General features: G+C 65.3%; 23 protein-coding genes. 14 read left to right on the top strand and 9 right to left on the bottom strand.

Features of this window, described 5'->3' with window-relative positions:
- Positions 1-179: 179 nt before the first annotated feature.
- Positions 180-356, bottom strand: a complete 177-nt coding sequence (locus ACZ60G_RS26340; protein ID WP_465813214.1) for a hypothetical protein — start codon at positions 354-356, stop codon at positions 180-182.
- Between the two features lie 290 nt (positions 357-646).
- On the opposite strand from ACZ60G_RS26340, the gene ACZ60G_RS26335 reads away from it, so the two are divergent.
- The gene (locus ACZ60G_RS26335; protein WP_465813212.1) at positions 647-1,369 is read left to right on the top strand and encodes an inorganic phosphate transporter; all 723 of its coding nucleotides are present in this window, start codon (positions 647-649) and stop codon (positions 1,367-1,369) included.
- Positions 1,370-1,377: 8 nt separating this feature from the next.
- Entirely contained in the window at positions 1,378-1,695 is a 318-nt protein-coding gene (locus ACZ60G_RS26330; protein WP_465813210.1) for a DUF3349 domain-containing protein, read from the top strand.
- 26 nt (positions 1,696-1,721) lie between these two features.
- On the opposite strand, the gene ACZ60G_RS26325 is transcribed toward ACZ60G_RS26330, so the two are convergent.
- Together ACZ60G_RS26325 and ACZ60G_RS26320 are read right to left on the bottom strand one after the other, a co-directional pair.
- The gene (locus tag ACZ60G_RS26325) at positions 1,722-3,362 is read right to left on the bottom strand and encodes a GMC oxidoreductase (protein ID WP_465813209.1); all 1,641 of its coding nucleotides are present in this window, start codon (positions 3,360-3,362) and stop codon (positions 1,722-1,724) included.
- Positions 3,363-3,607: 245 nt separating this feature from the next.
- Entirely contained in the window at positions 3,608-4,084 is a 477-nt protein-coding gene (locus tag ACZ60G_RS26320) for a GNAT family N-acetyltransferase (protein ID WP_465813207.1), read from the bottom strand.
- Between the two features lie 276 nt (positions 4,085-4,360).
- On the opposite strand from ACZ60G_RS26320, the gene ACZ60G_RS26315 reads away from it, so the two are divergent.
- Together ACZ60G_RS26315 and ACZ60G_RS26310 are read left to right on the top strand one after the other, a co-directional pair.
- Positions 4,361-5,743: a lipase family protein gene (locus tag ACZ60G_RS26315; RefSeq protein WP_465813205.1), complete on the top strand. Its 1,383-nt coding sequence runs from the start codon at positions 4,361-4,363 to the stop codon at positions 5,741-5,743.
- A gap of 102 nt (positions 5,744-5,845) precedes the next feature.
- On the top strand, positions 5,846-5,968 hold the full coding sequence (locus ACZ60G_RS26310) for an FAD-dependent monooxygenase (RefSeq protein WP_465813203.1): 123 nt from the start codon (positions 5,846-5,848) through the stop codon (positions 5,966-5,968).
- A gap of 27 nt (positions 5,969-5,995) precedes the next feature.
- Here ACZ60G_RS26310 and ACZ60G_RS26305 read toward each other — a convergent pair whose 3' ends face one another.
- A complete protein-coding gene (locus ACZ60G_RS26305) occupies positions 5,996-7,138 on the bottom strand; it encodes an LLM class flavin-dependent oxidoreductase (RefSeq protein ID WP_465813201.1) in 1,143 nt (380 codons plus the stop codon).
- A gap of 179 nt (positions 7,139-7,317) precedes the next feature.
- On the opposite strand from ACZ60G_RS26305, the gene ACZ60G_RS26300 reads away from it, so the two are divergent.
- Together ACZ60G_RS26300 and ACZ60G_RS26295 are read left to right on the top strand one after the other, a co-directional pair.
- The gene (locus ACZ60G_RS26300; protein WP_465813199.1) at positions 7,318-8,541 is read left to right on the top strand and encodes an acyl-CoA dehydrogenase family protein; all 1,224 of its coding nucleotides are present in this window, start codon (positions 7,318-7,320) and stop codon (positions 8,539-8,541) included.
- Complete coding sequence (locus tag ACZ60G_RS26295) at positions 8,538-9,968, top strand: LLM class flavin-dependent oxidoreductase (RefSeq protein WP_465813197.1); 1,431 nt, start codon at positions 8,538-8,540, stop codon at positions 9,966-9,968. The genes ACZ60G_RS26300 and ACZ60G_RS26295 overlap by 4 nt, the downstream gene beginning before the upstream one ends.
- On the opposite strand, the gene ACZ60G_RS26290 is transcribed toward ACZ60G_RS26295, so the two are convergent.
- Positions 9,965-10,450 carry a GAF domain-containing protein gene (locus ACZ60G_RS26290; protein WP_465813195.1) on the bottom strand — a complete coding sequence of 162 codons (486 nt, stop codon included), beginning with the start codon at positions 10,448-10,450 and terminating at the stop codon, positions 9,965-9,967. The genes ACZ60G_RS26295 and ACZ60G_RS26290 overlap by 4 nt on opposite strands.
- Positions 10,451-10,574: 124 nt before the next feature.
- Between ACZ60G_RS26290 and ACZ60G_RS26285 the strand changes: the two genes are divergently transcribed.
- The 5 genes from ACZ60G_RS26285 (at position 10,575) to ACZ60G_RS26265 (ending at position 15,445) form a co-directional block, all read left to right on the top strand.
- Positions 10,575-11,948 carry a styrene monooxygenase/indole monooxygenase family protein gene (locus ACZ60G_RS26285; protein ID WP_465813193.1) on the top strand — a complete coding sequence of 458 codons (1,374 nt, stop codon included), beginning with the start codon at positions 10,575-10,577 and terminating at the stop codon, positions 11,946-11,948.
- Positions 11,949-12,076: 128 nt separating this feature from the next.
- Positions 12,077-13,192, top strand: a complete 1,116-nt coding sequence (sfnG, locus tag ACZ60G_RS26280; protein ID WP_465813192.1) for a dimethylsulfone monooxygenase SfnG — start codon at positions 12,077-12,079, stop codon at positions 13,190-13,192.
- Positions 13,192-14,400, top strand: coding sequence for an SfnB family sulfur acquisition oxidoreductase (locus ACZ60G_RS26275; RefSeq protein ID WP_465813190.1), 1,209 nt, complete (start codon positions 13,192-13,194; stop codon positions 14,398-14,400). The genes sfnG and ACZ60G_RS26275 overlap by 1 nt, the downstream gene beginning before the upstream one ends.
- A 21-nt stretch (positions 14,401-14,421) precedes the next feature.
- Positions 14,422-14,931: an NADPH-dependent FMN reductase gene (locus ACZ60G_RS26270; RefSeq protein ID WP_465813188.1), complete on the top strand. Its 510-nt coding sequence runs from the start codon at positions 14,422-14,424 to the stop codon at positions 14,929-14,931.
- On the top strand, positions 14,924-15,445 hold the full coding sequence (locus ACZ60G_RS26265; RefSeq protein WP_465813186.1) for a flavin reductase family protein: 522 nt from the start codon (positions 14,924-14,926) through the stop codon (positions 15,443-15,445). Before ACZ60G_RS26270 ends, ACZ60G_RS26265 begins: the two co-directional genes overlap by 8 nt.
- A gap of 8 nt (positions 15,446-15,453) precedes the next feature.
- On the opposite strand, the gene ACZ60G_RS26260 is transcribed toward ACZ60G_RS26265, so the two are convergent.
- Complete coding sequence (locus ACZ60G_RS26260) at positions 15,454-16,338, bottom strand: aromatic prenyltransferase (protein ID WP_465813184.1); 885 nt, start codon at positions 16,336-16,338, stop codon at positions 15,454-15,456.
- 139 nt (positions 16,339-16,477) lie between these two features.
- On the opposite strand from ACZ60G_RS26260, the gene ACZ60G_RS26255 reads away from it, so the two are divergent.
- Positions 16,478-16,729: a VOC family protein gene (locus tag ACZ60G_RS26255; protein ID WP_465813183.1), complete on the top strand. Its 252-nt coding sequence runs from the start codon at positions 16,478-16,480 to the stop codon at positions 16,727-16,729.
- Here ACZ60G_RS26255 and ACZ60G_RS26250 read toward each other — a convergent pair.
- Complete coding sequence (locus ACZ60G_RS26250) at positions 16,632-17,324, bottom strand: NAD(P)H oxidoreductase (protein ID WP_465813181.1); 693 nt, start codon at positions 17,322-17,324, stop codon at positions 16,632-16,634. The two genes, ACZ60G_RS26255 and ACZ60G_RS26250, sit on opposite strands and share 98 nt — an antisense overlap.
- Positions 17,325-17,455: 131 nt before the next feature.
- Here ACZ60G_RS26250 and ACZ60G_RS26245 point away from each other — a divergent pair, with 131 nt between their 5' ends.
- Together ACZ60G_RS26245 and ACZ60G_RS26240 are read left to right on the top strand one after the other, a co-directional pair.
- Positions 17,456-18,412 (top strand): AraC family transcriptional regulator, encoded by a 957-nt coding sequence (locus tag ACZ60G_RS26245; RefSeq protein ID WP_465813179.1) that lies wholly within the window; start codon positions 17,456-17,458, stop codon positions 18,410-18,412.
- Between the two features lie 72 nt (positions 18,413-18,484).
- Positions 18,485-18,892 carry a RidA family protein gene (locus ACZ60G_RS26240; RefSeq protein WP_465813177.1) on the top strand — a complete coding sequence of 136 codons (408 nt, stop codon included), beginning with the start codon at positions 18,485-18,487 and terminating at the stop codon, positions 18,890-18,892.
- A gap of 268 nt (positions 18,893-19,160) precedes the next feature.
- Here ACZ60G_RS26240 and ACZ60G_RS26235 read toward each other — a convergent pair whose 3' ends face one another.
- Together ACZ60G_RS26235 and ACZ60G_RS26230 are read right to left on the bottom strand one after the other, a co-directional pair.
- On the bottom strand, positions 19,161-19,418 hold the full coding sequence (locus tag ACZ60G_RS26235) for an HPr family phosphocarrier protein (RefSeq protein WP_465813175.1): 258 nt from the start codon (positions 19,416-19,418) through the stop codon (positions 19,161-19,163).
- A gap of 29 nt (positions 19,419-19,447) precedes the next feature.
- Entirely contained in the window at positions 19,448-21,781 is a 2,334-nt protein-coding gene (locus ACZ60G_RS26230) for a PTS fructose transporter subunit IIABC (RefSeq protein WP_465813173.1), read from the bottom strand.
- Between the last annotated feature and the right edge of the window lie 11 nt (positions 21,782-21,792).

Below are 21,792 nucleotides of genomic sequence, written 5' to 3'. Positions count from 1 at the left end.
CATCGCTTCGACCGACACACCGGAACTCCCAGCGGAGTAGGCGATTCGGCCACCGCACGTGTGGTCGGCTGTGGAGCCGGCCCTCGCCGATCGCCTGGCAATGTTGGGGCGCCGTAGCGGCGACTTTCGCTGCGACCGTGGCGATTTGGTCGCACTGCGGCCGCAGCTGAGCGTCGAAGTCACCTGCGGTATCCGGTGGTTTGGCCGATCCAGGCGATGAAATCGGCGGCGTCCTGGTTTGCTCCGTGGCCTGCGTCCCAGCACATCGCGGCATTGACGTTGGCGCCGAGGTTCTCGCAGGCGGCGGCGAGGTTGCCGAGCACGGTGAGGGCGGTGTCGGAGTCCTTGGTGCCCACGCGCATCCACCAGTGCTCGCCCGACCCTTGTGCTTTCGGCTCAGGAAGTACATCAGGCTCAGCGTTTCGGGCAGATCGCTGTCGAGTCGGGCGCAGCGGTGGCTTCGAGGATGGCGCACGGCACCTGTCGTCCGGCCCGTCGAGGTAGGTGAACCCGTCGTCGTGATCGCGCACCCGCCGACGGCCCGACCGGTGGTGGCACCTGTCCGGCTTCTTGTGGTCGGCCAAATAGTGGGTGAACAGATCGCCCTGCTGTAGCAGACGGCCTGCGTGCGCATGAAAATGGCTGGGTGAGCGCTGAACTGATCGTGCTTTTGATCGTGATAGTGACCGCGTTGGCGTTCGATTTCACCAACGGGTTTCACGATACCGCCAATGCCATGGCGACTTCGATCGCTACTGGTGCGCTCAGTCCACGGGTAGCGGTCGGTATGTCTGCCGTACTCAACCTGGTCGGAGCCTTCCTGTCGGTCGAGGTTGCCAAGACGGTGTCGGGTGGGCTGCTGAATATCAGCAATGTGCACCACATGGAGTTGCTGCACATTGTGTTCGCCGGTCTGGTCGGTGGGATTCTCTGGAATCTGTTCACCTGGCTGTTCGGTATTCCGTCGAGTTCCTCGCATGCGCTGTTCGGCGGTCTCATCGGTGCGGCGGTGGCTGCGCTCGGCACCAGTGGGGTGATCTGGACCGGGAATGAGAAGACGGGTCTGATCAGCAAGATCCTGGTGCCCGCGCTGTTGGCGCCGTTCGTTGCCGCGCTCGTGGCCGGGCTCGGCACCTTCCTGGTCTACCGGCTGACGCGTCGATCGGTCGAGAAGAAGGTCAACGACGGGTTCCGTTGGGGGCAGATCGGATTGATCGCAGCGGATACCGATGGCGTGATCGACCGTGGGCAGGTCCAGGACGCAATCGGCAAACTCGCGCACGAGAAGCCGGGCGAGGATGATGTGAATCGGGTCGCGGCCCGGCTCGCCGCCGTGGGGTGGCCGTTGGCACACCCCTCCGACGTCTGATACCTCCTATGGCTCTATCCGATCTCCTCACCAGAATCGTCGCGTGGCTGCGCGCCGGATATCCGCACGGCGTGCCGGATCCGGACTATGTGCCGTTGCTGGCCCTGCTCTCGCGGCGACTGCCCGAAGCGGATGTGCGGCAGGTCGCGGACGCGCTGATCGAGCAGGGCGCCATACCGGCCGATCGGGTCGATGTCGGCGTGCTCATCACCAAACTGACCAATGAGATGCCACTGGAATCCGATATCGCCCGCGTCCGAGCGCATTTGCAGGCCGCGGGCTGGCCGATCGATGACGCATGGCCCGATCCGGACGGGGAAGGCTGACCGACCCCGCACGGACCGGCCGAGCGTCATGCCAGGTCGGTGGCGATGATCTTTTCGATATTGCGTTCCGCGAGGCCGGTAATCGTCAGGAATGGATTGACGCCGGTGTTGCCCGGAATCAGCGATCCGTCGATGACGTAGAGCCCGGAGTATCCGTTGAGGCGGCCGTAGTTATCGGTGGCCTGTCCGAGCACGCAGCCGCCGAGGGGGTGGTAGACGAAGTCGTCGCCCCAGACCTTGTAGACGCCGAACAGATCGGTCCGGTAAATCGTGCCCGCCTTGGAATTGATGGCATCGAATACGCGTTTCGCCGCATCGATCGAGGGTTGGGTGTAGGAGGCCTGCCAGGATAGGTCCACCCCGCCGGTGGACGAGTTGTAGGTGAACTTGGCGCGGTTGGGGTTCCTGGTGATCGCCAGATAGAGGTTCACGCCGTTCTCGGTACTCGTTGGGAACGGGGCGATTTCGGCGAATACCGGACCGTTCGCATCGGCCCAGTTGTCGATGCCCATGCAGGGAATCGCGGATTGCAGCGCGCCGGTCAAATCCAGTCCGGCCCGGCCGACCATCACATTGCCGTTATTGCCCCAGCCGGCGCCGACTGAATCGGCGAGGTTGGGCAGCTTGCCCAGCGCCTTCAACGTGACGAGCAGCTTGCTGGTGCCGACGCTACCCGCCGCGAAGAAGACCTTGTCCGCGGTGACGGTCTTGGTCGCCACCGTATTGCCGAGCACGTCGATCTGCGTGATGACCACCGTGTAGCCGCTCGCGGCCGGTGTCACGCTGGTGACCTTGTGCAGCGGGGAGATGCTCAGGTTGCCGGTTGCGGCGGCTACGGCGAGATAGGTCTTGTCGAGTGAGCGCTTTCCATAGTTGTTGCCATAGATCACCTCACCGCCCAGCGCCGAGCGGGTGACGGTATTCGCCTGCTCCTTCTGCATATAGCTGAAGTCGTAGACATTGGGCACGAATGTTGTTGTGTAGCCTGCGTTATTGGCGGTTGTGCGACTGACCCGCGCGTATTTGTAGCATTCCGCGGATTCGAACCAGGCCGAGTCGACATTGTTGACCCCGAGCGCGGCCTGCGCCCGGGGAAAGTAGGTGGAGTACATCGTCGTCGCGTCGACCGATGGCAGAATCTGTTGGAAGTAGTCCTGTTTCGGCAGTGGAGCCATACCGCCGTTGACCAGCGAGCCGCCGCCCACCCCGCGGCCCTGATACACCCGCGTCGCCGCGAAATGCTCCGAATCGAGCACACCGGCGTCGCTCGGGCTGATGTCTCGGTTGATATCCGCGCCGACGAAATGGTTGACCGGCTGCTCGGTCCTGGTCCGGAACCAATACGAGCGCTCGTCCGGATCGAGCATGGTGCAGAAGACTTTTCCGTCCGAACCGGGTGTGGTCCAGTTCTGGCCCATCTCGATCATCGCCACCTGCTTGCCCGCCTGACACAAGCGCAGCGCGGCGACCGCGCCGCCGTAGCCGCTGCCGATGATCAGATTCGGCACGTGATCCCCGTTGCCGATGGGTGCCGCCGACGCCTTGGCGGTCCACGCGGCCGGGCTGAGCGCCATTGCCCCGGCCGCAATTGCAGTGCCCGCCAAGAATTTCCGGCGATTCATCCCTTGGCGAACGCCGGTGTTGGCCGAGGGGCGTCGGTCGTACATGAGCGAAACCTTCCGATGTGAGGCGTAGGAGAGTGCCTCGAGTCGGCAGACTGTAACAGGTTCTAGTTGAGATTTGAGCAAATTCTGATGTTGATGTGTCAAACCTGGACGGAGCACTTTCGACGCGGCATCGATGGCTCAATGGCATTGGGTCGCAACAAATTCCGATCCCGCGTCGACGGCTGCAATCAGCGATGGCATCGCCAGGCGCCACCGAACAATGGCTCGACAGCTGATTCCGCGGCTCAGGAGTCCAGGTGTCGGCTCCGCAATCGGTACTCGAATATGCCTCGAGGTTCACCCGGCCCGAAATACTGGTCGTCATGTTCGACGAATTCGAACCCGGCCTGCTTGAACAAGGCCGCCGCGGGCTGGTTGTCGGGGCGCACCGTCAGGTAGACCACGTCGGCCCCATCTGCCCGGCACTGCTGCAGCATGTGGTCGAGCAGGGCGCGACCGTAGCCTTTGCCCTGGTGCTGCTGGAGCACCGCGAATGTGAACAGGAGGGCCCGGCCCGCCTTGTGGAGTGTCAGCGCGTAGCCGATCACCCTGCCGTCCAGCTCGGCGACCAGCCAGTCGGATCCGTGCAGGTCGTACAGCTGTCGCAGCATCAGAAACAGATACGGCTCGGCGAATACCTCGGCCTCGATGGCCGCGATATCTTCGATATCGGCGAAGCGTGCCTGCCGGTATTGCGGCTGCGGCGCTCTTACGATGTCCATGAGCTTCCTAGTGCCGGGGCATAGGTCATCGCGGACCACTGCACCAAGAACGATACGCGGCTGACCCGCGTCTGTGAGAACGACCGGGGGCCGGATGCGGCGGCAGGGCCGTTGTCCGTTCGAGGTTTACTTGAGCGCCAGTGATTTTCGGAAATTTGGGTGTTGCCAGCGTGTCGGGCGGGCGCAGTCGTGACAAGTCCGAACAGATCCGAGGTGTTGTTCCGCTGCGACATAGTCTGGCCTGCGTCGGGCGGTGTCGAATTCGGGAGGTGGCAGATGTCGAGTCTCCGAGCTGTCGTCGTCGCGAGCATGGTGGGTTGCTTGCTGCTGGTGGGGCCGGTGCCCGTGCATGCCGACCCGGCCGAAGTCCCGGTCGTGCCGGTGTCGCCCGGTCCGTCCGACCTGCAGCGGTGGATCGATGCCCATATCCCCGCACCATCGTTCCCGCCCGCCGCGTCACCGCCGTCGGGTGTGTTGCCCGCGGACTTGGCGGCGCTGTGGCAAGCGGTACGGTCCGCGCCGTCGGGGGATCGGATGTTCGACGAGTGGCCGGATGGGCTCGATCGTCTCGCTCCCGGCGATATCGTCGAGGCGCGAGATGTGACAGCGACTTCTGCGCTGCTGGCGATCGTGCCGATTCAGCGTGCGATCCTGCTGAAGTTCCGCACGACGGACGCCTCCGGCGTGCCATCATTCGGCACCGCGACCTTGGTGATTTCCGCCGCCGCATGGACGGGTCCGGGGGATCGGCCGGTGTTGGTGAACGCGGTGCCGATCAATTCGCTCGGGCTCAGCTGCACGCCGAGCTACGCGATGGCGCACGGATTGCACAGCAAGTTCAATGCGGGGGATCTGTTTCCGCCGAACACAGCCTGGGGCCTCAGCCGCGGCTATGCGGTGCTGATTCCCGATCACGAGGGGCCATGGATGGCCTACGCCGAACCGAAGGTCGCCGGGCACCTGGTGCTGGATTCCATTCGCGCGGTGCGCAATGTGGTGCCGACGGAGTTCACGGGCAGCCGTTTCGCGATAACCGGGTATTCCGGTGGCGCGATCGCATCGTATGGAGCCGCGATGCTGCTCGACGAGTACGCCCCGGAACTGTCCGGTGCGGTGGTCGGGGCGGCCATGGGTGGACTCGTGACCGACTATCGCATGGTCGCCAGCCGCTTCAACGGCAACTCCGCATCCGGCATTCTGCTGATAGTCGCGCTGGCGATGGGCCGGGAACATCCGGCGATTCTCGGCTATATGAATCATCTGGCGCAGTGGTTGGCGACCTCACCCATCAAGGACACCTGCGGTGACAGCAATGGCCCGCTCGGCGTGGTCGGTGTTCCCATCGACGCCGCTGCCAATATCAGTAATCCGCTGACCAGCGATATCGCTGATCGGATCTTCGGGCGGCTCAGCCTGTCCGACCGTAAATCGGGCGCGCCGCTCTACATCTATCACGCCGCCGGCGACATCTGGATCCCGCAGCAAAACGGCGACGATCTCTACCGCGCCCAATGCGCGCGCGGCGTCCCCGCGGTACACCGCACCGAACCCGGCGAGCACGTCATCGCCCTGGTCACCGGCTTTCCCGGGGAGATCGGGTGGATCGATGGACGTTTGCGCGGCGAGCCCGCCCCGAGCGAATGCCCTCCGCGCCGGTGAGCTCGGATCAGTGGGAACCACGCTGCTCGCCGCCGACGGAGCGACTTCCACCGCCCGGCGGCTGGGCATCGACACCGCCCGGCCCGGCGCATTGGGAGCGCCGTGCCCGCCGTGCACGCGATTCCCATCCTCGGCGGACTCGGCATGAACACGGGCATCGCGGACGTGCACAACCTGTGCTGGAAACTCGCGGGCGCAATTATTCGCGCGACCTTGCCCGAATAGTCGAGGGTCGCATCGCGAAATGGGCGACTAGTGCGGCGCGGTTGCGAAAGGGGTTGCTACAGGGGCGGATTCGGTGCGGTGGGGGTGCGTCCACCGGCCGCGACGTTCCAGGATGGGCAGGACACCCTCGCCGAACCAGTACGCCTCTTCTATGTGCGGGTAGCCGGAGAGGATGAAATGGGTGATGCCGAGGTCGGCGTACTCGATCAGGCGGTCGGCGACCTCTTCGTGTGAGCCGACCAGCGCGGTGCCCGCCCCGCCGCGGACCAGACCGACGCCCGCCCAGAGATTCGGAGCGATCTCCAGACGATCGGTGCGGCCGCCGTGCAGATCCAGCATTCGGCGCTGGCCTTCGGATTCGCTGCGCGCGAGACTGGTTTGCACGCGGGCGATTTCGGCCGGGTCGAGGCCGGACAGCAGTCGATCGGCGACAGCCCAGGCCTCTTCGGAGGTGTCCCGGCTGATGACGTGAATGCGTAGGCCATAGCTGAGTTCTCGGCCTTCGGCGGCGGCGAGACCGCGGATCCAATCGAGTTTCTTGCCCACCGCGGCGGGTGGTTCGCCCCAGGTGAGGTAGGTGTCGGCATAGCGGGCCGCGACGGGTCCGGCTGGTCCGGAGGAGCCGCCGAAGAAGACGGGTGGGATCGGGTCCGGATGGTTGTTGAGCAGGGCGTCGCGGATCTGAATGTGGGTGCCCTCGAAGCTGATCGGCTCGCGGGACTCCCACAGTTCGCGTACCACGTGCAAGAATTCGGCGGTGCGGGCGTAGCGCTGTTCCTTATCGAGGAAATCGCCGTAGGCCTGTTGTTCGTGCGGTTCGCCGCCGGTCACCACATTCAGCAGCAGGCGGCCGCGGGAGTGGCGCTGGTAGGTCCCGGCCATCTGCGCGGCCAGCGTCGGGCTGACCAGTCCGGGGCGAAACGCCACCAGGAACTTCAGTGTCTCGGTGGTTTCGACGAGCATGGCGGTGGTCAGCCAGGCGTCCTCGCACCATGCGCCGGTCGGGGTGAGGACCGCCTCGAAACCGTTGTCCTCGGCTGCCGCTCCGATTTGGTTGAGGTAGCGCAGCGAGGCCGGCCGGTCACCGGACATCGAAGTGCCGTGGCCACCGGCGATCAGGCCACGCGAATCGCCGTAGGTGGGCAGAAACCAATGGAACGACAGTGACATCGACAACTGCTCCTCGCCGGTTCGGGTGCCGTTTTCAGGCACGGACAACCGCGATGCTGCCAGCGTCGCCAAGTGCTGTCACCGGTTGGAATCTGCGTGGTTCTTACCCCTACCAGTGTGTTTCGATCGCAGTGCGGATAACTGGTGAGCTGGCGATAGGTCCGCGCGATCGTGGGGTGATGACATCCATCGACGCGAAATCCACCACCGACTCCGACCTGGATGCGATCTTCGGGCCGATCTTCGACCGCATCGCGCAGAGCGCGGTCGAGCGCGAGATCGATCGTCGGTTGCCCTTCGAGGAGGTGGGCTGGCTGCGCGAGGCCAAATTCGGTGCGCTGCGGGTACCGGTCGAATTCGGCGGCTACGGCGTCACGGTGCGACAGCTGTTCCGGTTGCTCATCGAATTGGCCGCCGCCGAATCGAATCTGCCGCAGGCGCTGCGGGTGCACTTTTCCTTCGTCGAGGACCACTTGCTCGCCGAAGCGGGGGAGCACCGTGCACATTGGCTGCGCGCCGCGGCCGGGGGTGCGCTCGTCGGCAATGCGATCACCGAGCCGGGCGTCGGCGCGGTCGACCACTACCGCACGCGGCTTACGAAGGATGGTGATCGGTGGCTGCTCAACGGCACCAAGTACTACAGCACCGGTTCGCTCTACGCGGACTACATCCTCGCGGCGGCCGATCGCGACGGTGAGCGGGTCGGCGTACTCGTCGACGCGAATGCCGACGGGGTCCGCCAGCACGACGACTGGGACGGCTTCGGTCAGCGGCTGACCGCAAGCGGCACAACGGAATTCGCCGATGTCGCGGTCGAGCGGGAGCGCATTCTAGGACCCGGCTACGGCGCGCCGGGACCGACTTACGCGACCTCTTACCTGCAGCTGGTCCAGTTGTCGGTGCTTGCCGGAATCGCGAAGCGAGCCGAGCGCGATGCCCGCGAGTGGGTGGCGGCACGCACCCGCGGCTACACCCATTCGGCCGCCGATCTGCCACGCCAGGATCCATTGGTGCAGCAGGTAATCGGACGACTCTCCGCCGCCGCGTTCGCTGCCGAAGCCACCGTGCTCGCCGTCGCCGATGTGCTCGATGAGGTGCTCGCGGGCGGTGCGCAGGACGAACAGTCCATCGTGGCAGCAGAACTCGCGGCTGCGCAGGCGCAACTCGCGGTCATCGATCTCGTACTACCCGCTACCACGCTGCTGTTCGAGGTGGGCGGCGCATCGGTCGTCTCCGAGCGACTGCGGCTGGATCGGCACTGGCGCAATGCCCGCACCATCTCGGTGCACAATCCGGCCATCCAAAAGGCCAGGGCGATCGGCGACTATCTGCTGAACGGCACCCAACTGCCGTTCGCCTGGAGTGCGGGCGAGCGCAAGCCCGCGACGGGAGACCAGCAGTGACGCGCCGCATTCGCTTCAACGCCTTCGATATGAACTGCGTCGCTCACCAATCACCCGGTCTGTGGCGACATCCCGACGACCAATCGCATCGGTACAAGGAACTGAGTTACTGGACCGAGTTGGCAAAGCTATTGGAGCAGGGGCGTTTCGACGGCATCTTCATCGCCGATGTGCTCGGCACGTATGACGTATACGGCGGCAACGATATTGCCGCACTGCGTCAGGGCGCCCAGATCCCGGTGGCCGACCCGCTGCTGCTGGTCTCGGCAATGGCGGCAGTGACCGAACATCTCGGGTTCGGCATCACCACCGGCACCGGCTTCGAGCACCCCTATCCGTTCGCGCGTCGGCTCTCCACCCTCGATCACCTCACCAACGGACGCATCGGCTGGAATGTGGTCACCGGCTATTTGCCCTCGGCCGCACGGAATTTCGGGGCGGACGACCAGCTCGACCACGATGAGCGCTACAACCAGGCCGACGAATACCTGGAGGTCCTGTACAAGCTGTGGGAGGGCTCCTGGGAGGACGACGCGGTGGTGCGCGACGCCGCGCAAGGCATCTACGTCGACCCGGCGAAGGTGCATCACATCGGCCATCGGGGTACGCACTATCAGGTGCCGGGCATTCATCTCTCGGAGCCGTCGCCGCAGCGGACGCCGGTGATCTACCAGGCCGGTGCGTCGGCGCGCGGCGTGCGCTTCGCCGCGGAGAACGCGGAGGCGATATTCGTCGCGGGACCTTCGAAACGGATTCTGGCACAGACCGTTTCCCGCATCCGTGACGCACTCGAGGCCGCGGGCCGGGATCGGTATTCAGCCCGAATCTACGCACTGGCCACGATCATCACCGACACCACCGACGAGGCGGCGCACACCAAACACGAGGAATACCTGTCCTACGCCAGCGTCGAGGGCGGGCTGGTCTTCATGTCCGGCTGGATGGGCATCGATCTGTCGAGCTACGACCTGGACGATCCCATCGGCCAGGTGCAGAGCAATGCCATTCAGTCCGCCGTGGCCGCCTTCCAGGAATTTGACGACGACGGCCGGGAATGGACCGTCCGCGATATCGGCCGCTGGGCCGGGATCGGCGGTATGGGACCGGTTTTCGTCGGCTCGGGTGTCACGGTTGCCGATCAACTGCAGGACTGGGTCGCCGGAACCGACTTGGACGGCTTCAACCTGGCCTACGCCATCACTCCGGGCAGTTTCGAAGATATTGTCCGCCATGTGGTTCCGGTGCTTGCCGAACGTTGCGCCTACGCCACCGAATACACACCGGGCACCCTGCGAAACGCCTTGTTCGACAGAGGGGATCGGTTGCCGGAAGAGCACCGCGGTGCACGGTATCGCGTCGGCGGGTCATTGTCGACGGCGCTGCCCGATGCTGTATCGCGGCCGGGCGCCACCGTCACAGTCACTTAATCGAGCGAATTCAGGAAGGCCTGGGCGATGGACTCCAGGCCTTTCCTGTCGATATCGTCGAAGCGGTTCGGTTGCGGACTGTCGAGATCGAAGACGCCGACGAGGATGTCGTCACGAACCAGCGGAACTACGATTTCCGAGCGGGTATCGCCATCGCAGGCGATATGGCCTGGGAATGCGTGCACGTCGGGCACCAGTTGCGTTTCCCGGGTGTCGGCGGCGGTACCGCAGACACCCTTGCCGATGGCGATGCGCACGCAGGCCGGTTTGCCCTGGAAAGGTCCGACGACCAATTCCTGTCCGTCGTAGAAATAGAATCCGACCCAATTCACCTCGGTGAGCGTGTGGAAGACGAGCGCGGCCAGATTCGCGGCATTCGCGATCCGGTCGGTCTCGCCCGCGACCAGCGCCTCGGCCTGCGCGACGAGCTGACGGTACTGTTCGGACCGGTCACCGGTCAGTTCGGAAACAGTGAACGACATGGCTGAATCCTAGAACGGCCACGACCGGTGGCGCGCACCGCGATCGCGAATTCCAGGTCACCCCATTGATTCTCGATGATCGCAACACTGCAATCTACGCGGCCCTGGACGGACCATGATTGGCATGACATCGCAGAATTCCCGCTCCACACGTTCGGCCGCGGTAATCGGCGCCGGTCAAACCGGCGCCACTGCGGCACTAGGATTACTCGACGCCGGATTCGACGTCACACTCTACAGCGACCGCGATCAGCGATCCTTGCGCGACGACGTACCGGCCACCGGTACCGCGCTCGAATTCGGGGAGACCCAACAAGCCGAATCCGCACTCGGCCTGGATACCTACACCGGCCGCGCGCCCCGGCATACCGGGCTCAGTGTCCGCATCGCCGGACCCGAGCGCGAGGAATTGATCCAATTCGACGGTCATTTCGACGGATATGTCGGGGTTGCGGTAGATACCCGTTTGAAGGCCGACGAACGGCTGACCGCATTCCTGGAACGCGGTGGACGTTTCGTCGTCGAGCAGGTAACCCCCGACACACTCGACGCCATTGCCGCGGCCGCCGATCTCACGCTGGTCGCGACCGGACGCGGCGGCCTGTCCGAACTGTTCGCGATCGACCAGGCGCGCACTCCCTATGACGCTCCGCAACGGTCGCTGCTCACCGTCACCGTGACCGGAATCGGCCACGACGAAAGCGTCTTCGCGCACCGCAGCCGGGCCGGTGGCGCGCACAGCGGCTTCTCCATCTTCGCCGAGCAAGGTGAGGGCTGGTGGGGGCCGTATCTACACAAGGACGTGGGCCCGAGCTGGGCGTTCCTCGGCTGGGCGCGGCCGGGCAGCGAATGGGAAAGTCGGTTCGCCGCAGCCGATTCGGCCGAATCGGCGCATCGGATCGTGCAGGATCTGTACCGCGATTTCATCGATTGGGATCTGCCCGAGGTACTCGAAACCCGGGTGATCGCCGAGGATCCGCATTCCTGGCTCAAGGGTGCGGTCCGGCCGTTGGTCCGGTCCGGTGTCGGGCGCACCGCCGGTGGCCATGTGGTGGCCTCGCTCGGCGATACCTCGGCGGCCTATGACCCGATCGCGGGGCAGGGTGCGCAGAGCGGGCTGATCCAGGCGCAACGGCTGATCGCGGCGGCCGCCGTGCACGAGGGTCCGTTCGACGAGGACTGGATCAACGCGCAGTACGCGGCATTCCTGGCCGCGCGCGGTGATGCGGCGAACAAGGTCACCCGATTATTCCTCGGCGATCCGGAATTGGCGGATATCGGCAATCAGCTCTTCGCCGCCGCCGCGGTCGAACCGCGCTTCGCGAGTGCGCTCGTCGGGCTGCTGCACCGCCCGCAGCCGTTCCTCGGTGTCGATTCGCTCGATGCGGCCGCCGAATTCATCACCCGGGTCACCGGCGAGGATGCGGCGGCACTGCTCGGAAGGTTCACGCCGGCCGGTCAGTTCAGTCGATCCGGATACAGCCTCGCCAACGCCTGATCGCTACACCCATCCGATCGCACAGATTCAAACCCTCCTGCCGTTGGGCTTGCGGTGCTGGAGTGGAAGGGGCGCATGGTGCGCCCCTTCCTGGCGATAGACGGTTCCCCGACACCAATGGAGTAAGTATGACCACAGAGCACATCGCCGATCAGATCCGGTTCGCCTACTGGGTGCCGAATGTCAGCGGGGGGCTGGTCACCAGCGATATCGAACAGCGCACCAGCTGGGACTTCGAATACAACAAGAAGTTGGCGCAAACCGCGGAGCACAACGGTTTCGATTATGCGCTGTCCCAGGTCCGCTACACCGCTTCCTACGGTGCGGAATACCAGCACGAATCGACTTCGTTCAGCCTCGCGCTGCTCGGTGCCACCGAGCGGCTGAAGGTCATCGCCGCGATCCATCCCGGACTCTGGCATCCGGCCGTGCTGGCCAAATTCGGCGCCACCGCCGATCACCTCTCCAATGGCCGCTTCGCCATCAACGTCGTATCCGGTTGGTTCGCAGGGGAATTCACCGCACTCGGCGAGCCGTGGCTCGAGCACGACGAGCGGTACCGGCGCAGCGCCGAATTCCTCGAGGTGATCCGCAAGATCTGGACAGAGGATGATGTCAACTACGGCGGCGATTTCTACCGCATCCGCGATTTCACGCTGAAGCCCAAGCCGCTGAACACCCCCGAGCGTCCGAATCCCGAACTGTTCCAGGGCGGGAACTCGACGGCGGCGCGCCGCAATGGTGGTCGCTACGCCGACTGGTACTTCTCCAACGGCAAGGATTTCGACGGTGTCACCGAACAATTGGATGAACTGCGCACCATCGCCCAAGCGAACCAACGCGAGGTGAAATTCGGTCTGAACGGCTTCATCATTGCCCGCGACACCGAGAAGGAAGCACGCGATACCCTGCGCGAAGTCATCGAGAAGGCGAATAAGCCCGCGGTGGAAGGCTTCCGGGACGCGGTGCAACAGGCCGGTGCGTCCACGAAGGACCGCAAGGGGATGTGGGCGGACTCGACGTTCGAAGATCTCGTGCAGTACAACGACGGATTCCGCACCAAGCTGATCGGCACTCCCGAACAGGTCGCCGAGCGCATCGTCGCCTACAAGGAACTCGGTGTCGACCTGATTCTGGCCGGTTTCCTGCATTTCCAGGAGGAGGTCGAGTACTTCGGCGCGAAGGTGCTGCCACTGGTCCGCGAACTGGAGGCCGCACGCACACCCGCCACGGTGGGGCACTGATGACCGCCGTCGCCGCCGACCGGATCGAATCCGCTGCCCACGCGTATTCGGTTGCGGCACAACTTGCTTCGGAGTTCGCTGTCGGAGCGGCGGCGCGTGATCTCGGCCGCGAGTTGCCCTTCGCCGAGGTGGATCGACTCGCGGCGAGTGGGTTGCTCGCGATCACCGTGCCCGCGGAATTCGGGGGCGCGGATCTGCCGCCGAGTACGGTGGCGGAGGTCGTGCGGATTCTGGCGGCCGCCGATCCGAATATCGCGCAGATTCCACACAGCCACTTCGTGTACCTGAACCTCCTGCGGCTGGCGGGTGCCGCTGATCAGCAGGAGCGTTACTTCGGGCAGGTACTGGCGGGTGCTCGGATTGCCAATGCGCAGTCCGAACGCGGCACCGCTACTGTCGCCGATATCGCGACGACAGTGCGGCCGGTGGGCGATCGCTTCCGCATCGATGGCGTCAAGTTCTACTGTACGGGTTCGCTTTTCGCGGATCTGCTTGCGGTGCTCACCCGGCTCGACGATCCGGAGGGACGCAGTGGACTGCCTGCGGGGGAGTACATCGCGTACCTACCGGCTGCTACTCCGGGCGTGCGGATCATCGACGACTGGGAGGGTATCGGCCAGCGCACCACCGGCAGCGGGACCATCGAATTCGCCGAGGTGCTCGTCGAACGAGATCAGTTGATCGCCCGCTCGGCGGCGGTGCACGCGCCAACCGGATACGGCGCCTACGCCCAACTGCTGCATGCCGCGATCGACACCGGCATCGCCCGTGGTGCCCTCAGTGCGGCAACGGAATTCGTGCGCACCTCGAGTCGGCCGTGGTTCGAAGCCGGTGTCGAAAGGGCTATCGATGACCCGCTGCTGATCCAGCGTTTCGGTGAGCTGTCGGTAGCGGTGACTTCCGCCGAGGCCACGCTCACCGCCGCCGGTGTGGCCGTCGACGCCGCAGTGCGTGACGTCGAATCCGCCGCTCCCGCATCGCTTGCCGTGGCAACCGTCAAGGTGCTCGCCGATCGCGCGGCCAACGAGGTCTCGGCCGCATTGTTCGAGGTCGGCGGAACACGCAGTGCCGCAGCTGATCTGAACCTGCACCATTTCTGGCGCAATGCCCGAACCCACACATTGCACGACCCGGTCCGGTGGAAATATCAGCACATCGGCCGGGCATTGCTGCACGAGACCGCGCCACCGTTGCACGGCGTGATCTGATCGAGCGAGAAGAGGATGGAAGTGACAGTTACGGTTGTCGTCGGGAATCCGAAGCCCGCCTCTCGTACCCTGACCGCGGCGAGGTTGGTCGCCGCGGGGTTACGTCCGGACGTGGAAGCGGAGGTGATCGATCTGGTCTCCTTCGGCGCGAGCCTGCTGTCCTGGGGTGATCCCGAGGTCGCGGCCGCCGTTCGCACAGTGGCGAATTCGGAGCTGGTGGTCTTCGCCAGTCCCACCTTCAAGGCCACCTACACCGGTCTGTTGAAGCTGTTCCTCGAACAGTTCGACGGCGGCACCGGACTGGCCGATGTGGTGACGGTCCCGCTCATGCTCGGCGCGGGCCCGGCGCACGCACTCGCTCCGGATCTGCTGCTCAAGCCGGTGCTGGTCGAACTCGGCGCGACGGCGGCGCTGCCCGGCCTGTACCTGTCGGACAGCACATTTTCCGAAGACGGCGCCATCGAGCGCTACACCGAACGCTGGCGCCCGGTCGCCGCGGCTCTCGCCTCGAAAGCGGCCGATCATGCATGAGCTCTTCGAATTTCCGTCCGACGGCTCCGGCCTACGTCGTGTCTTCGCCAGCTTTCCCAGCGGTGTCGTAGCGGTATGCGCCGAAATCGAAGGTACGCCACACGGTTTGGCGGTGAGCACCTTCGTTCCGGTCTCGCTGGATCCGCCGCTGGTGTCGTTCTGCGTGCAGAACAGCTCAGCGACCTGGCCGAAGCTGGATACCGCCACGCACCTCGGCCTGAGCCTGCTCGGCACCGATCAGGAGTACGCGGCTCGGGCACTGAGCAACCGCAACGGCAACCGCTTCCACAATGTGGATGTGCACCGCGGCGCGGCCGATGCGATCTTCATCGACGGTGCGACGGCGTGGATCGAGGGCGCGGTCGAAGCCCGCATCCCCGCGGGCGACCATACGGTGGTCATCCTGCGGATCAACCGGCTCGCCGCCCGCGCCGACGCCGAACCACTGATATTCCACGGCAGCAAGTTCCGCAGCCTGCACCCGCACCGCGAGATCACCGAGATCGCGAGCTGACGTTCGGCTTACGTCGGGCGGGGTGCGGTTCCGCCTGGGAAGGTGGCGACGCGGACGCCCGCGTATTCGGCCTGGACTTTGTAGTAGCGGTTGCTCGGGCCGTAGGCGGCGTAGAAGACGAAGCCGCGGGTTTCGGGGTCGGCGAATGGTGCTTCGGCGACGAAACGGGACAGGACCGGGTCCAAATGGGTTGGGAAGCTGGACGGTTCGCAGCGCACCGGGAAGCAGATTCGCTCCATCTGCGATGAGGTCCAAGAGAAGGTGCGGTAGAGGTTGAAGGTGCGGGCCAGTAAGGAGAGTTCGGTGTCGATGGGCGCGATGAAGTCGAGTTCGGACAGGATCCCGGTGATATCCGCGGGCGCGAGATGACCCGGTTCGAAGACGTTCGAGTAGAGGTTCATCGTACGGGCATCGAAATCGACTGCGAGAATGCCGATTCGGCCGCCGTAGCGGGATAGGTGATCCGCGTGTGAGCGTGCAGACTCGGGAATTCCGGAGAAGCCGAGAACCCGTTCGACGCTGAGCAATTCGGGAAAGACCAGCCAGATCTTCTGCACTCCACCGGCCAGTGCGAGATCGACGCCCGAATTGACCGGCACCTCGGCCGAGATCTCGGCCAGCAACTTCTCCATCGGATGGCCGGTGTAGGTGAGAAGCCCCGCGCCGAGCAGTTTCTCGATGAGCTCGCTCGGCTCGCCCGGATGCATCACCCGTGCGTTGACCTCGCGCTCACCCACCGGGTGCGTGGTGGTGCGCACACCGACGACGGAGTTGGTCCACAGGTCAGCGAGGGTTTCCAGTACCGGATCCACGATCGTGGAGTCGTAGCGAGCCTCGGCCAGGCGCGCATACTCTTGCAGATCCTCGCGGAGTTGATCGAGTGTCCTTGCCATGACGTTCATCGTCCCGGAAACGTCCGCCCGATCGCAGTGCTTCGCATGATCTCGCGGGCGGATTCATGATGTGGACAGCCGGTCCCAGTTGTATGCGCGGGATGTGCGCCCGGTGTTGCGGTAGGTTCCGCTTCTGGCTTTGAACTGGAAACTGGTCATCGACACCAGGAACGCCCCCGCCCTCGCCGACTTCTGGGCCGCAGCCCTGGATTACGAGGTGGAAGACCCGAGCGCCCTGGTCGAACAACTACTCGCCGCCGGGCAACTCCGCGCTGACGCGAGGCCTTCGGTGGTCAGGCCGGAACCCTGTCGGCGGCAAGGAAATCGTCGACGAAGCCCAGCGCCCGCTCTTCCAAGCCCGCATAGTGGGCTTCGCGGACCGCGCCGGTGAGGGCCTCATCGAGCAGGAGATTGCCCGCGGCATCCAGGCGCTGCCGCTTTTCTTCCGCGCCGGGCAACAACCCCACCGACGACTGTGTGAGGCCGCAGTAGTAGGCGATACCGTCGTTGAGTTGCGCGCTCAGCGCATCGTGCATGAGGTCGACGACCGCGTCGTCGTCTGCCACGCCCGCCAGGCCCAGCCACAGCATCCGCTTGCCCGCGAGCCGGGGTTTGCTGCGGCCGTAGGCGAATCCGTAGTTCCACACCCGATCGATCCAGCCCTTCAGAATCGCTGGGACCTGCATCCAGTACACCGGGAACACCGCGACGATCACGTCGGCGGCGAGGATGCGCCGCATATGGTTCTCGACTTCGGGGGAGTATGCCTTCTCCCGGTTGCCCCATTCCGGGAGGTCGGCCGCGGTCATCCGGGGATCGAAGTTCTCGGCGTGCAGGTCCAGCAGATCGATCCGGTAGCCGAGCGCGGCGAACGGCCGGGTAGCCAGTTCGGCGATATGGGCGGTCAGCGAATCGGGCCGGGGATGAGCGACGACGACCAGCGCGGTGCGGGTGGTCGCGGTGTCCACGGTCGAGTTGTGCTGCACGGGGCCTCCTCTGTGGGTCCGGAGTTCCGGACGATCGGTTGTGCGGTCTGGATTTCATTCCACACCCCGGGCAATGGACGATCTATGGGTAAGGATCTACATTCGATAGGAGTTCGTCTACCGTCGATGGTGTGGATCCATTGAGCAAACTGCTGAGCGGTATCCGGGCCGAGGGAGCTGTGCTCACCAACGCGGTCTTGGAAGCACCGTGGAGCATCCGGTTCGCCGACGAAGCACCGCTGACCATGGTCACCGTGCTGCGCGGTGGGGGAACACTGCTGCTGCCCGGCGGTCTCGAGCATCGGATCACGGTGGGAGACACCGCCATCGTGCGCGGCCCGGAAACGTTCGTCCTCCTCGACCGCTCGGAGACTGTCGGCTTGCCGCACGAGGAATACGAGGTCGCCTGCTTCGCGCCGGACGCGAAATGCGATCCCGCGCTGGACGGCGGTCGCTGGGGGAACGACCCCGCCGGTGAGACCGCTCTGATTGTCGGCGCCTATCGGGCCCCCAGCCGGCGCCACGAACGGCTGCTGCGTGCTTTACCGCCCGTCCTTGTCGTGACCGACGATGTGGAGGTGTGCGCGTGGATGGAGTCGATCGCCGCGGATGCGGCCCGGCGTCCGGCCGGAGCGCAGGCGATGATGGACCGGCTGCTCGACTGGGCGTTGGTGTGCACGCTGCGCAACTGGTTCGACGAGCTGGACGCTGACGCGCCGGGTTGGTATCGCGGGCCGGCCGATCCAGTGGTCGGGCCGGCATTGGAGGCCATGCACGGAAGGCCGGCCGCCGGTTGGACGGTCGCGTCGCTGGCCGCCGAGGCGGGGGTATCGCGGGCGCTGTTCGCCCGGCGGTTCTCCGAGGTCATGGCGCAGTCGCCCCTGGCGTATCTCACCGAATGCCGGATGGATGAGGCGGAGGAACTATTGGCCGACCGGAGTCTCACCGTGGCGCAGGTGGCGAAGGCTGTCGGTTATGCGGACGCCTTCGGTTTCAGTGCGGCGTTCAAGCGCCATCGAGGTATCCGCCCCAGCGATTTCCGCGCCCCGCCGATCTCGGAGCGTGAACCGGTACCTAGCAGTGTCTGAGTAACTACAACAGGACCAAAGATCGTTTGACGAACACGGGCTTACAGGAGCCCGGACAAGGAGGCGGACAGCATGGCCATCACCCTGAAGGATCCCGATGGACTGCCGAAAATCGATGTCTACCGGCAGGTGGCGATCGCCTCGGGTTCGAAGCTGGTCTTCATCGCCGGGCAGGTCGCCTGGGACGCGGAAGGGGTCACGGTCGGCGAGGGTGACCTCGCCGCGCAGGTTGAGCAGTGCTATCTCAACATCGCCACCGCGCTGGGCGAGGCCGGCGGTTCCTTTGGCGACGTAGCGAAACTGAGCTTCTACGTCGTCGACTGGACTGCCGACAAGATGCCCGCGCTCCTGGAGGGAATCTCCCGGGCGACCGCGAAGCTGGGGGTCACTCCGGTGCCGCCGGCCACGCTGATCGGCGTCGCGGCGCTGGACGTCCCCGAGCATCTGGTCGAGATCGAAGCCACCGCAGTCCTCGACTGAATATGTACCGCTGAACGCCCAAGCAGCCAGCTACCGCATTCAGTTCCTCGATGGCTGGACCGGCCCCACCGCGTCGCATTGCCAATGGAATCCCGACTCCTGATCCACGGCCTGGGAACAGCCGCCGAAACCGCGGTCCGCCGGATTCTGGACGCGCTCACGGCGGTCGCGATGGCGTGGCCCGGACCCGGCGACGAACGGACGCCGACCAGCCGGGGCCGCCCATCCCAGCCGACAAAGGGATCGGGAATGAACACGCATGGTCCGCTCAGGCGTCGAGGTCGGTGGCTACGAGTTTGGCTACGAGTTCGAGGGCGTTGGGGTCGTCGCTGGTGACGACTACGTCGGTGCCGTAGGCGGCGCCGAGGGTCATGATCATCAGGGCTGAGCCTGCGTCTACGGGCTCGCCGCCGACCAGGGCCAGGGTGACTTCGGCGCCGGTATCGGTGACGGTTTCGGCGATGATGTTGGCTGGGCGAGCGTGCAGGCCGATGGTGGAGGCGACGGTGACAGTAGTGCTGGCCATTGGGGATTCTCCTTGGGTGAGAGGGGGTTTCAGGCAGTGGCGAGGGCGGGGGTGCGTGGCTTGATGAATTCCTTGGCCGCGGTGACGCAGAGGGCGGCGACGGCGGTGCCCGCGACGAGGGCGGCGAGGAACCAGACGATGTGGCCGACGGCGAAGAAGACGAAGATGCCGCCGTGCGGTGCGCTCAGGGTGGTTCCGGTGGCCATGATCAGCGCGCCGGTGACAGCGCCACCGGCCATCATCGACGGGATCACACGCAGCGGGTCGGCGGCGGCGAAGGGGATCGCGCCTTCGGAGATGAAGGAGGCGCCGAGAAGCCATGCGGCCTTACCGTTTTCGCGTTCGGCCGTGGTGAAAAGGCGGGGGCGCATGGCAGTGGTCAATGCCATGGCCAGCGGCGGGACCATGCCCGCGGCCATGACGGCGGCCATGATGCGCAGCGAGGCGGGGTCGGTGACCGAAAGTCCCGCTACGGCAAAGGAATACGCGGCCTTGTTGACCGGGCCGCCGAGGTCGAAGCACATCATCAGGCCGAGGATGGCGCCGAGGGCGAGGGCGGAGGTGCCGGTGAGGCTGTTGAGCCAGTTGGTGAGCCCGCTGGTGATCGCGGCGAGCGGCTTGCCGAGGAAGATGAACATCAACGCGCCGACTATCAGTGACGCGAACAGCGGGATGACCACGACCGGCATGAGCCCGCGGGCCCATTGCGGGGCAGGTAGTTTCGCCACCCACAGGGCCGCGAATCCGGCGATCAGACCACCGACGAGGCCGCCGAGGAATCCCGCGCCGACGAATACGGCCACGGCGCCTGCGGTGAATCCTGGTGCGAGACCTGGTCGGTCGGCGATGGCGAAGGCGATATATCCGGCGAGGGCCGGTACCAGGAAGCTGAATGCGAGCGATCCCAGTTGGAAAAGCACCGCGCCGAGATAGGTCGGTAGGCCGCCGTCGGGCAGTGCGGTCAGCGAGTTGTCGAGCACGATCTTCTTGGCGTGGTCGGCGATTTCGTAGCCGCCGAACAGGAATCCGAGCGCGATGAGCAGGCCGCCCGCGGCGACGAACGGGATCATATAGCTGACGCCGGTGAGCAGGATCTGGCGCAGCCTGGTTCCCCAACCGAGTGCTGCCGGTGCCGAATCCCCTTCGGGGCGTGCGGATCCGGCAACGATTGCAGCATTGGGGTCGAGGGCGGCACGCAATGCTTCGGCGACCATGGTGTCGGGCTCGTTGATCGCGCGCTTGACCCCGGACTCGACAGCTGGCTTGCCCGCGAACCGTTCCCGGCCGCGCACCCCGACATCGGTGGCGAAGATGACCGCGCTTGCCGCGGCGATGGTTTCGGCGCTCAGTGGTGTGCTGCCGCTGGAACCCTGGGTTTCGACGTGGACTGTGATGCCCGCGCGGTCACCGGCGGCGACGAGGGAGTCGGCGGCCATGTAGGTGTGGGCGATGCCCGTCGGACAAGCCGTGACAGCGACAATCGTCTGCCCGGCAACCGCGCTGGTTTCGTCTGCCGAAACGCCATCGGTCGTGCTCTGCGATGCGCTGAGTCCGGCCGGAGTGGTTGCGCCGTTCGAAGCGGCTGCTGGGGCGGAAGTGGCGTTCGAAGCCCGGGACGCTGATCCACTGTCGGTTGCAGCGGGTTCGGCTGCACCGTTCGAAGCTGACTGCGCCGAAGGTACGCCTCCGGACACAGCTGAAGCCGCTCGGGCCGTGGGTACGTCGCCGGACGCGATCACAGCCGCACCGTTCGAAGCCGCAGATACGCCTCCGGACGCAGCGGTAACGTTCGAAGCCGCCTGGGATGCGGGTGCGGCTGTGCCGTTCGAAGCAGCTCGAGACGTCTCTGCGTCACTCGAAACAGCCTGGGGCGCAGCCTTTTTAGGCGTCATCGCAGGCTGCGGCGTAAGCACATCCGTAACCAGCCCGACCACCGCCTCGGCACTCGCAGCTTCGCGCAACGACCCCACGAACTCCGGTCGAACAAGCGCCCGAGCCAAGCTCGACAACAACTTCATGTGCTCCGCTCCGGCACCCTCCGGCGCGGCAATGAGGAACACCAGATCCGCAGGCCCATCAGCAGCACCGAAATCCACCGCGGGCTTCAGCCGAGCGAACCCGAGCGACGCACTGGTCACCGCCGCATTCCGGCAATGTGGAATGGCGATCCCACCGGGAAGCCCGGTCGCGGATTGCGATTCGCGTGCCAGCGCCGCGTCACGCAATGCCTCGGCGGATGTGGCGCGCCCATGGTCGGTGAGTCGCTGTGCGAGTGTCGCGATCACCGTCTCCTTGGCGGTGCCGAGGTCGGTATCGAGGCTGATCAGCTCGGTGGTGATGATCGAATCAGGGGAGTGGGCCATCGCAGTGTCCT

This window comes from Nocardia sp. NPDC102475 (assembly GCF_055584605.1).
Note: the sequence above shows the minus strand (reverse complement) of the source record. Positions and strands in the feature narration are given on the sequence as shown.

What these genes read in the sequence shown, in the direction of transcription:
- ACZ60G_RS26330 (WP_465813210.1), top strand. Translation starts at nt 1,378, where the DNA reads ATGGCTCTATCCGATCTCCTCACCAGAATCGTCGCGTGGCTGCGCGCC.
- ACZ60G_RS26325 (WP_465813209.1), bottom strand. Translation starts at nt 3,362, where the DNA reads ATGTACGACCGACGCCCCTCGGCCAACACCGGCGTTCGCCAAGGGATG.
- ACZ60G_RS26320 (WP_465813207.1), bottom strand. Translation starts at nt 4,084, where the DNA reads ATGGACATCGTAAGAGCGCCGCAGCCGCAATACCGGCAGGCACGCTTC.
- ACZ60G_RS26315 (WP_465813205.1), top strand. Translation starts at nt 4,361, where the DNA reads ATGTCGAGTCTCCGAGCTGTCGTCGTCGCGAGCATGGTGGGTTGCTTG.
- ACZ60G_RS26305 (WP_465813201.1), bottom strand. Translation starts at nt 7,138, where the DNA reads ATGTCACTGTCGTTCCATTGGTTTCTGCCCACCTACGGCGATTCGCGT.
- ACZ60G_RS26300 (WP_465813199.1), top strand. Translation starts at nt 7,318, where the DNA reads ATGACATCCATCGACGCGAAATCCACCACCGACTCCGACCTGGATGCG.
- ACZ60G_RS26290 (WP_465813195.1), bottom strand. Translation starts at nt 10,450, where the DNA reads ATGTCGTTCACTGTTTCCGAACTGACCGGTGACCGGTCCGAACAGTAC.
- ACZ60G_RS26285 (WP_465813193.1), top strand. Translation starts at nt 10,575, where the DNA reads ATGACATCGCAGAATTCCCGCTCCACACGTTCGGCCGCGGTAATCGGC.
- sfnG (WP_465813192.1), top strand. Translation starts at nt 12,077, where the DNA reads ATGACCACAGAGCACATCGCCGATCAGATCCGGTTCGCCTACTGGGTG.
- ACZ60G_RS26275 (WP_465813190.1), top strand. Translation starts at nt 13,192, where the DNA reads ATGACCGCCGTCGCCGCCGACCGGATCGAATCCGCTGCCCACGCGTAT.
- ACZ60G_RS26265 (WP_465813186.1), top strand. Translation starts at nt 14,924, where the DNA reads ATGCATGAGCTCTTCGAATTTCCGTCCGACGGCTCCGGCCTACGTCGT.
- ACZ60G_RS26260 (WP_465813184.1), bottom strand. Translation starts at nt 16,338, where the DNA reads ATGGCAAGGACACTCGATCAACTCCGCGAGGATCTGCAAGAGTATGCG.
- ACZ60G_RS26240 (WP_465813177.1), top strand. Translation starts at nt 18,485, where the DNA reads ATGGCCATCACCCTGAAGGATCCCGATGGACTGCCGAAAATCGATGTC.
- ACZ60G_RS26235 (WP_465813175.1), bottom strand. Translation starts at nt 19,418, where the DNA reads ATGGCCAGCACTACTGTCACCGTCGCCTCCACCATCGGCCTGCACGCT.
- ACZ60G_RS26230 (WP_465813173.1), bottom strand. Translation starts at nt 21,781, where the DNA reads ATGGCCCACTCCCCTGATTCGATCATCACCACCGAGCTGATCAGCCTC.